The sequence below is a fragment of the Candidatus Eisenbacteria bacterium genome, assembly GCA_018831195.1.
In the GTDB taxonomy this organism is placed as follows: Bacteria; Eisenbacteria; RBG-16-71-46; order CAIMUX01; family JAHJDP01; genus JAHJDP01.
Genome location: JAHJDP010000067.1, coordinates 1 through 6,815, shown reverse-complemented (window position 1 = coordinate 6,815; position 6,815 = coordinate 1). Strand labels below are relative to the sequence as shown.

Sequence of the window (6,815 nt, the reverse complement as noted above, 5' to 3'; positions counted from 1 at the left end):
TTCTGGGATCGAAACAGTTTGCTCGGAGCCGATGGTCGGCGGACTTCATCACCGGTATTTCCGACGCGCTGCCTAAGCCAGGGGAAGAAGGCTACCGGAAATCACCACCTATCCAGGAATTCGTTTGCCAAGGCCCAGGCCTGATGGCCGATGTCGTTTCTCCCATCATCTGAACCGCACAATCTGTCTATCATATAACCGGTTTCAATGTATGGTCCGATTGGGGCAGAACTAATTTCTAGGCCGGATGAGGTTTATGGAAGGGACAAGTCTCCACCATCGACCGGCAAGCTCCTGGCTCTCCCAGTTCTCGGCGGCGTTCAGCACGATTACCGTCTCGCAGCGTATGCGGACACTCGACTCTTCGCCGACTTGTTGGTGATCGAGGGACGGCTGCACCCATCCCTTGAGTCTTTAACTTCCAGCCTTGTTTCGGGAGAAATGATCCGGTGATGACTTGAACATTCCCGATGATATCAACCGTAGAAACCAATAATTGCCGGTCACTACGTCTTCATCATTCGTTTACTATTGGCGGATGGAGTTTTCGCGGAGTACGGGGCAGTTCTTCGTCGAATGTGCGGGCGAGAAAACCTTTTTCGAGAATATTATTCTCCTCGGTGGAATTGTGCTGGATCGATCCGAAGGCGCCGTGATGATTCGTCACAACCAGGCCATGATCGGATACAAACGACGCCGGGCACCTTCCCAGCGAGATAACGGCGCCCATCGGGTATGCCGTTAAATCGGCCAGAATCGAAGCATCGAGCTCCAGACCGGCTGTTTTAAGCTCGTCAGACAGCTCGGGCAGCTGGCTTGGCATCCACATGCCCTCGTCGGCTCCGGCGACAGCAGCAGTAAGAATCAAAGCACGACGCACAAGTTCAGCATAATCCCCCCCCCGATTACAAATTCTCTAAGCTATGGAGCCAGGTTTCGAATGATTTGAAATCGTTAAAGTAGTCGATGCCCCGCGGCCCCCTGCGCGGGCCGCGGGCTCCTGCGCCCCCGACACCGATCCGGACATGAGGCGGCAAATCTTTACGAAGTTCGGCTAACATACGATCGGTTTCAGCCCCTCCTGTCGACACCGAAATCGACAGAGCGACTGCATCCGCCTTGATTTCCCGAACGGCTCCTAAAATCTCCGAAATCGGCGTGTTCACACCGACCATTCTAACCCTCATTTTGTTCAATGCGGCGATAATAGCGGCCATCTGCAAACCCAGACCATGGTTCTCATCACTCAGTGTCGCGAAGACGATCAAGGGACCACCGTTTGTCTCAATCGACGCCCGGATCGTGCGAAGCTCATCTTCCAACAACGAGCTTAGAAAATGCTCATGGCGGATCTCTAAAACGCCGTCCGCCCAGGATCGCCCGAGGAAAGCTAACAACGGGGATACCACATCCTGCAAAAAAGTTTTAACGTCGTTCTGTCCGCGGTATTGCGCGAGTTCTTCCCGGATTTTACGGGTACGGAAGTGCCGGGCGTGTTCGAGAATAGCTTTGAGCTTGGGATCATCCTGCCATTTCATCGCCTCAGGAAAGAGCAATGAATCCAAATCTTCCTTTGTCAGGCACAATACTTTAGAGGGACGGTGTCCACGAGCCAGCGATTCCGCCACACGCCGCAGCCAAGGTATGTCCTTTCTTGAATAACGCCGGTGGCCTGAGGGCAGACGTATGGGTACCGGTTTCCCATAACGCCTCTCCCAAGCTCGAATCGTATCCGGTGTAATCCCGGTGAGTTCACTCAAATCACCGATCGAGATCAGTTGCTGTAACTCAACTTGTGACAAACCCATAGTTTCCGACCTTTTCTGCTTCATCGTTCCAATATAGCGGGGGATCGAAAGACTCTCAGCAAAAATCTATGATACCCCACACATTATAATTTAGATCATTTCGGCATCATCACGGTGTCGATCACATGAATCACTCCGTTTGAAGCAAAGATATCCGTTGCGATGACCGTTGCGCCACCGACCATAACGCCATCGTCCTTGGCTTCAATCTGCAGGCTTTGACCTTGCGCGGTTTTAGCTTCCTTCAAACCAATAACCTCGGATGCCGGGACCTTGCCGGGCACGACATGAAAGGTCAACACCTTGGTCAGAGCCTCTTTATCCTTGAGCAATGACGCGACAGCACCCTCAGGCAACTTAGCAAACGCTTCATCACTCGGAGCGAAAACTGTGAAAGGACCATCACTCTTCAAGAGATCCACCAATCCCGCGGCCCTAACAGCGGTGACCAGGGTATTAAATGACCCGGCGGAAACAGCCGTATCGACGATATCCAATTTCTCGGTCTTCATCTCGGCCGCTTTTTCCTGCATTGAATGCGAGGTTTTCTGAACGCCCTTCACATCTCCAGAATCGCAATGACACGCCTGGACAGGAGCGAATGTTAAACCAAGAACCGCGGCCGCAAAGATTGTGATTGCTATCTTTTTCATTGTTCTTCTCCTTTTTAATGTTGAAACCTTTTTCAACCGTTTCTTAACTGGTGATTTCAGCAGCGGTCCAAGGTGAAACGGAGGTGTTGATAACGTAGAGTCTGAACGACTCGATTTCATCTCCGCCCATCAGTGAACCGGAAGCGATAGCGAAAGCCTTTAGGCCGGGTGCTGTTGTCACCGTAAACGCGGCTACAAGATCTGTTGTCTGAGTCGGAGCGACACCGATACTGAGGGTCGCTGCAGGAACAGCCAAACCAGATTCAACGGAAGCGGCCGGGAAACTGAGATTGGTAAGCGGTGAGAGTGCGGTGAAAACGCCGTCGGTAATCACACCCACATCCACCGCGGGAGCGTCAGGCGAAGAGTGCACTACGCGTAACAGCGGTTCGGATGTATTAAGATTAAATCCATCCCGCAGCGTGACAAGCTGGAAAGGCTCTCCACCATTTTGTGGCGCGACAAAACCTGTCGCCTTCAAGAGATAACGCTCGCCGGCCATGGTTGAGGGGGTAGTAATTATAGCGGCGACTGTGTTGGTACCGGCAACCAAGACATCCAGGTCATAAGAACCCGGAGCGACCTGAATGGGACCGGACAGATCGCCGAATGCGAGGTCGCCGGCAAGAACGGTCATGGTACCGCTCAGCGCGATATCCACGGCCGGAGCGTCAGGTGAAGCATGGAAAGCATAAACAACAGGATTCTGGCGAATAAAACCGACAGTACCGCTGGGCCCGACAGCCAGAAGAGCAAAGCCGTTTGTCTCCCTGGGCAGGCGATCCAGCAATCCCGTGGCTATAACAAACAGGTCAGCCCCATCAGGCAGCTCGGGAGTAGTGAATGCTGTAACGCGGGACAGCGGAGAACCGGCCCAGATCCCGACCTGCAGCGCCGTGCCGGAAGGCAGCGCTACACCCTCAGCGCCGGTATCGGCGAAGCGATCCAAATTGTTGATCTCGGGTGTTCCATCATTGCCGACGTCAATAGCAACAGCCGGGGCTGTCGGCGAGGCATGTACGATCCGAACATTTGCGGAGCCGCCGGCGGCAGTGTCAAACCCTTCCACCAGGGGGAGGACCCGGAATGTCTCATCCTGCGCCGAGGAGGTGATAAGACCCGCGGCGATAGCGGTGATTGTCGTTTCCTCGGGGATTGTCAAAGGACCCGTGGAATAAACCGGATTTGAACTCTCAGGAGCGCCCGCGGGACGCAAATCAATCGTATAAGTTCCCGCAGAGAGGGATAGATAGGTCGTCGTTTCCCCATACTCCACGTTTCTGAAAAGCGGAACCGATTCGCCGGCTGCGTAAACATCCACAGGCGGGGCATCCGGTGACGCGTGAACAACTCGAATCTTCGAATTGGCATCCATATCGTTCGGCATCGTCAGACCGTTATTGTCGTCATCATCCGAACAACCGGTTGCAAAGGCAAACAACCCCGCAAACAAACCCAGAATTAAAATCCTTGCTAGCTTATTCATGATTTTTCTCCCTTTTTTCGTTTTAGCTATCGTTTCTTTTACCCTTGAAAGACCTAGGTGATCATTTCTTGGTTGTTTTGTTCTAATTGCCTGCGACACCCAGATCGCCGATGCGTCTTCGGTATCCAAGCTCATCAAACCAATTCAACAAAACATCTGCGGCCGAGAGCCCCGACAAAGCGGCTCCTTCCAAATCCCCACCGCCAAATGCATCCCCCGCGAGAAGCAGTATAGGTACCTGCTGCAACACAAGGTTTTTTGCTTGAAGCGGGTTTGCAACTCTGCTGTACAGCCAGCGATGTACCTGTACATTTATTATCTCAGACCCAATCCAGGTGCCGGCCGTTGTTAAAAGATGCCGGGCTATTTCACCGTCGCCCATTTGCCAATTTGACACGCTGAAATCATGGCTGGCATGCAATGTCAAAGCCGTACCCTTGGGTGAGATGCCTTTGCGGTTGTTGTCGGCCATCCAGGATAGAGGTCCATCCTCCAGGCGAAGGACTCCTGGAACGGGCAGAGCACTGGGACCGTTTAGAAGGGCCATCACTGCGATATTAGGCTTGTAGACTATGCTCTCGAGCAATTCCCTGTTGTTAGCACCCGCAGAGAGAATCGCAGGATCCAAAAGGCTGAGAGTTTGAGGGATCGGAGGTGTCATTAGAACTGATGCAGCTTTATAACTTGTGCCTTTGTCTGTTAGAAGTTTCCAGACTGATCCCTTTTGTTTTATGCTTGTGATGCGAACTTGCTTATGGATTGTTAAATCCTGTGCAAGATATTTAGCAATCCCGGTCATTCCGGTGAGTCCTATATAATGAGGACGTCCCTGCAAGTTTGTTATGTCGGGAAAACCCAGGGTTCCGTTAAACCATTCACCGGCGACTTTCTTGATTAAGAGTTCGCGCACAACATCTTGAAACCTTTTATTGCTGGTTTTGAGAAACTGCGCGCCGTGATCAAACACTCCATTTTCAATCCGGCGGGTAGCGAGACGCCCTCCCAATCCACGACCTTTATCCAGTACAAGCGTTTCAATACCTTCGGATTGAAGTGTTTTGGCGGCAAGCAGGCCGGCCATCCCGGCGCCAACGATGATGCATGTCTGAAGCTCATTGCTTGATTTCATGATCCTCGCCCCCGAAGCGGCCAGCACTGCCCGCCATTCCGGTTTCCATTTACCTTGTGAATAGAGCCGTTCCCTTAAAAATGAGGGTTGACCGCCCAGCGATCCTGCAGGCTCTTCAGGAACGCAACCTGATAGACAGCCGCGAAACCAACCAGGATATAGACAACCCGGCTCATACCGCTCATCGAACCGAAAATTGATTCAACAAGATCAAAGTTGAAGAATCCGACCAAACCCCAGTTAAGACCTCCCACAACCAGCAAAGTAGCGACGATGATATCGATTGCCTTCATTTCCTTTTCCTCCCTAGTGGTGATGGCGGCTGCCATCTGTTTGTTTGCATCCCTCGTGACCATGTAGGTACTATATCGAACCGAGAGGCGATTTGTCAATATATTTATTTGGACAATTTGATATTTTTTTAGACAAATTTTAATTGACTATATAACTTGTTCTTTTACAGTCAGTTTGCTCTTAATGAGATTGGCAATTTTTGGGAGATTTCGGTGAGGAATCTGATGGCTTTAGTCCGATATGCTTTCCATCATGTCCTAATATTCTTATAACTCATTGAAAATCATTCACTTATCAACATTTCGCTTTCCCATCAGTTTGCTAGGTGATCAACTCGGTTGTCGCTACACCGGAAGCTGAAGGATCCGGACAAGATCTATTCGGGACAGGTATTGCGTATTCCCCCGCAGGAGGATTGATGAGACCGCCCTGTTTAAAAGGCGAAAGGAACCCAGGTTAAGAAAGGAGCTGCCATAAGTATTGTAAAAGTTATCGAGGTAATCGCGGGATCGCCCGATGGATGGGCCGAAGCAGGACAGCAAGCGGTTACTGATGCGTCGAAAACCGTTAAGAATATCAAGCACTTCTATGTGGAAAATATGACCGCCGTGGTTGAGAACAACAAGATTGTCGAATATCGGATCAACGGCAATATCTCCTTCATCGTAGGCTAAGAGACTTTTCCAGAGAGAGACCCGAACAGAAACAACCCGTCGATCGAATCGATCGCCGGGTTTTCTCGAATCTATTTTTTGTACAAAGTTATGGCTTACGATACCGTCTCATAACGCGCCACAGCTTCCCGTGCCCGCCTTTTTACCATCCTCGACAATCCGATCGATCTCTTCGACATTGGCCGTATTGGCTTTGCGGAGGTCTGAGATCTTGGATCGGGAGGTTGTCTGAAATTCCACAACCGCTGGAGGCTGAGACAAAGCCGACGCCACGGGTGGAGCAAGATAAACCATCCCCGGCGCGCCGCCGCCGCGTCCCGTGGGCGCAGCTTCTGCGCCGCCTGGTGCATGTCGACGCGCTCGCCTGCCCGCGCTGTTCCACATCCGCACAGACAGTCCCCATGGTAGTGCTCGCCTTCCTCACCGATCCGAAAGTGGTGGGGAAAATCCTCCGGCATCTGGGGCTTGCCGCCACTCCGCCCGCCCTGTCGCCGGCGCGTCCATCGGATCCGCCAATGGGTTTTCTGCTGGAGACGGATGGGGGAGGGATGGATGTCGATCCCGGCGCCGTGGAAAGCGCTGATCCGGATCCCTGGGCACGTCCGCCTCCGTAGCGAGTCCGCCGATTAATGATCGATACAGGAAGCTATCCCGGAGGTGTCGTAGTCACCGAAGCGCAGATGGAGCAGATCCACATGAAGCGCCATCGGTTTCACGGAGACTGGAACTATACGATCCATCCAGGAACGTGAGGTGGGAGATATGGGTCAG

The 6,815-nt window shown here is 52.2% G+C and carries 9 protein-coding genes; 3 read left to right on the top strand and 6 right to left on the bottom strand.

All coding sequences use genetic code 11. The features are described 5' to 3' along the window. Window positions 1–517 precede the first annotated feature (517 nt). From KJ970_11880 to KJ970_11855, 6 genes are all read right to left on the bottom strand, one after another. A complete protein-coding gene (locus tag KJ970_11880; GenBank protein MBU2691615.1) occupies window positions 518–829 on the bottom strand; it encodes a S46 family peptidase in 312 nt (103 codons plus the stop codon). Window positions 830–905: 76 nt separating this feature from the next. Then, window positions 906–1,832, bottom strand: coding sequence for a MerR family DNA-binding transcriptional regulator (locus KJ970_11875; GenBank protein MBU2691614.1), 927 nt, complete (start codon window positions 1,830–1,832; stop codon window positions 906–908). 71 nt (window positions 1,833–1,903) lie between these two features. Continuing rightward, window positions 1,904–2,341: a fasciclin domain-containing protein gene (locus tag KJ970_11870; protein ID MBU2691613.1), complete on the bottom strand. Its 438-nt coding sequence runs from the start codon at window positions 2,339–2,341 to the stop codon at window positions 1,904–1,906. 163 nt (window positions 2,342–2,504) lie between these two features. After that, window positions 2,505–3,947, bottom strand: a complete 1,443-nt coding sequence (locus KJ970_11865; protein ID MBU2691612.1) for a DUF4397 domain-containing protein — start codon at window positions 3,945–3,947, stop codon at window positions 2,505–2,507. 82 nt (window positions 3,948–4,029) lie between these two features. Further along, window positions 4,030–5,076, bottom strand: coding sequence for an FAD-dependent oxidoreductase (locus tag KJ970_11860; protein MBU2691611.1), 1,047 nt, complete (start codon window positions 5,074–5,076; stop codon window positions 4,030–4,032). A 74-nt stretch (window positions 5,077–5,150) separates the two neighbouring features. Further along, on the bottom strand, window positions 5,151–5,369 hold the full coding sequence (locus KJ970_11855) for a DUF378 domain-containing protein (GenBank protein ID MBU2691610.1): 219 nt from the start codon (window positions 5,367–5,369) through the stop codon (window positions 5,151–5,153). Between the two features lie 474 nt (window positions 5,370–5,843). On the opposite strand from KJ970_11855, the gene KJ970_11850 reads away from it, so the two are divergent. From KJ970_11850 to KJ970_11840, 3 genes are all read left to right on the top strand, one after another. Then, complete coding sequence (locus KJ970_11850) at window positions 5,844–6,044, top strand: dodecin family protein (protein ID MBU2691609.1); 201 nt, start codon at window positions 5,844–5,846, stop codon at window positions 6,042–6,044. 224 nt (window positions 6,045–6,268) lie between these two features. Next, window positions 6,269–6,658 carry a hypothetical protein gene (locus tag KJ970_11845; protein ID MBU2691608.1) on the top strand — a complete coding sequence of 130 codons (390 nt, stop codon included), beginning with the start codon at window positions 6,269–6,271 and terminating at the stop codon, window positions 6,656–6,658. A 15-nt stretch (window positions 6,659–6,673) separates the two neighbouring features. Then, window positions 6,674–6,796: a hypothetical protein gene (locus tag KJ970_11840; GenBank protein ID MBU2691607.1), complete on the top strand. Its 123-nt coding sequence runs from the start codon at window positions 6,674–6,676 to the stop codon at window positions 6,794–6,796. The last annotated feature ends 19 nt before the right edge of the window (window positions 6,797–6,815 follow it).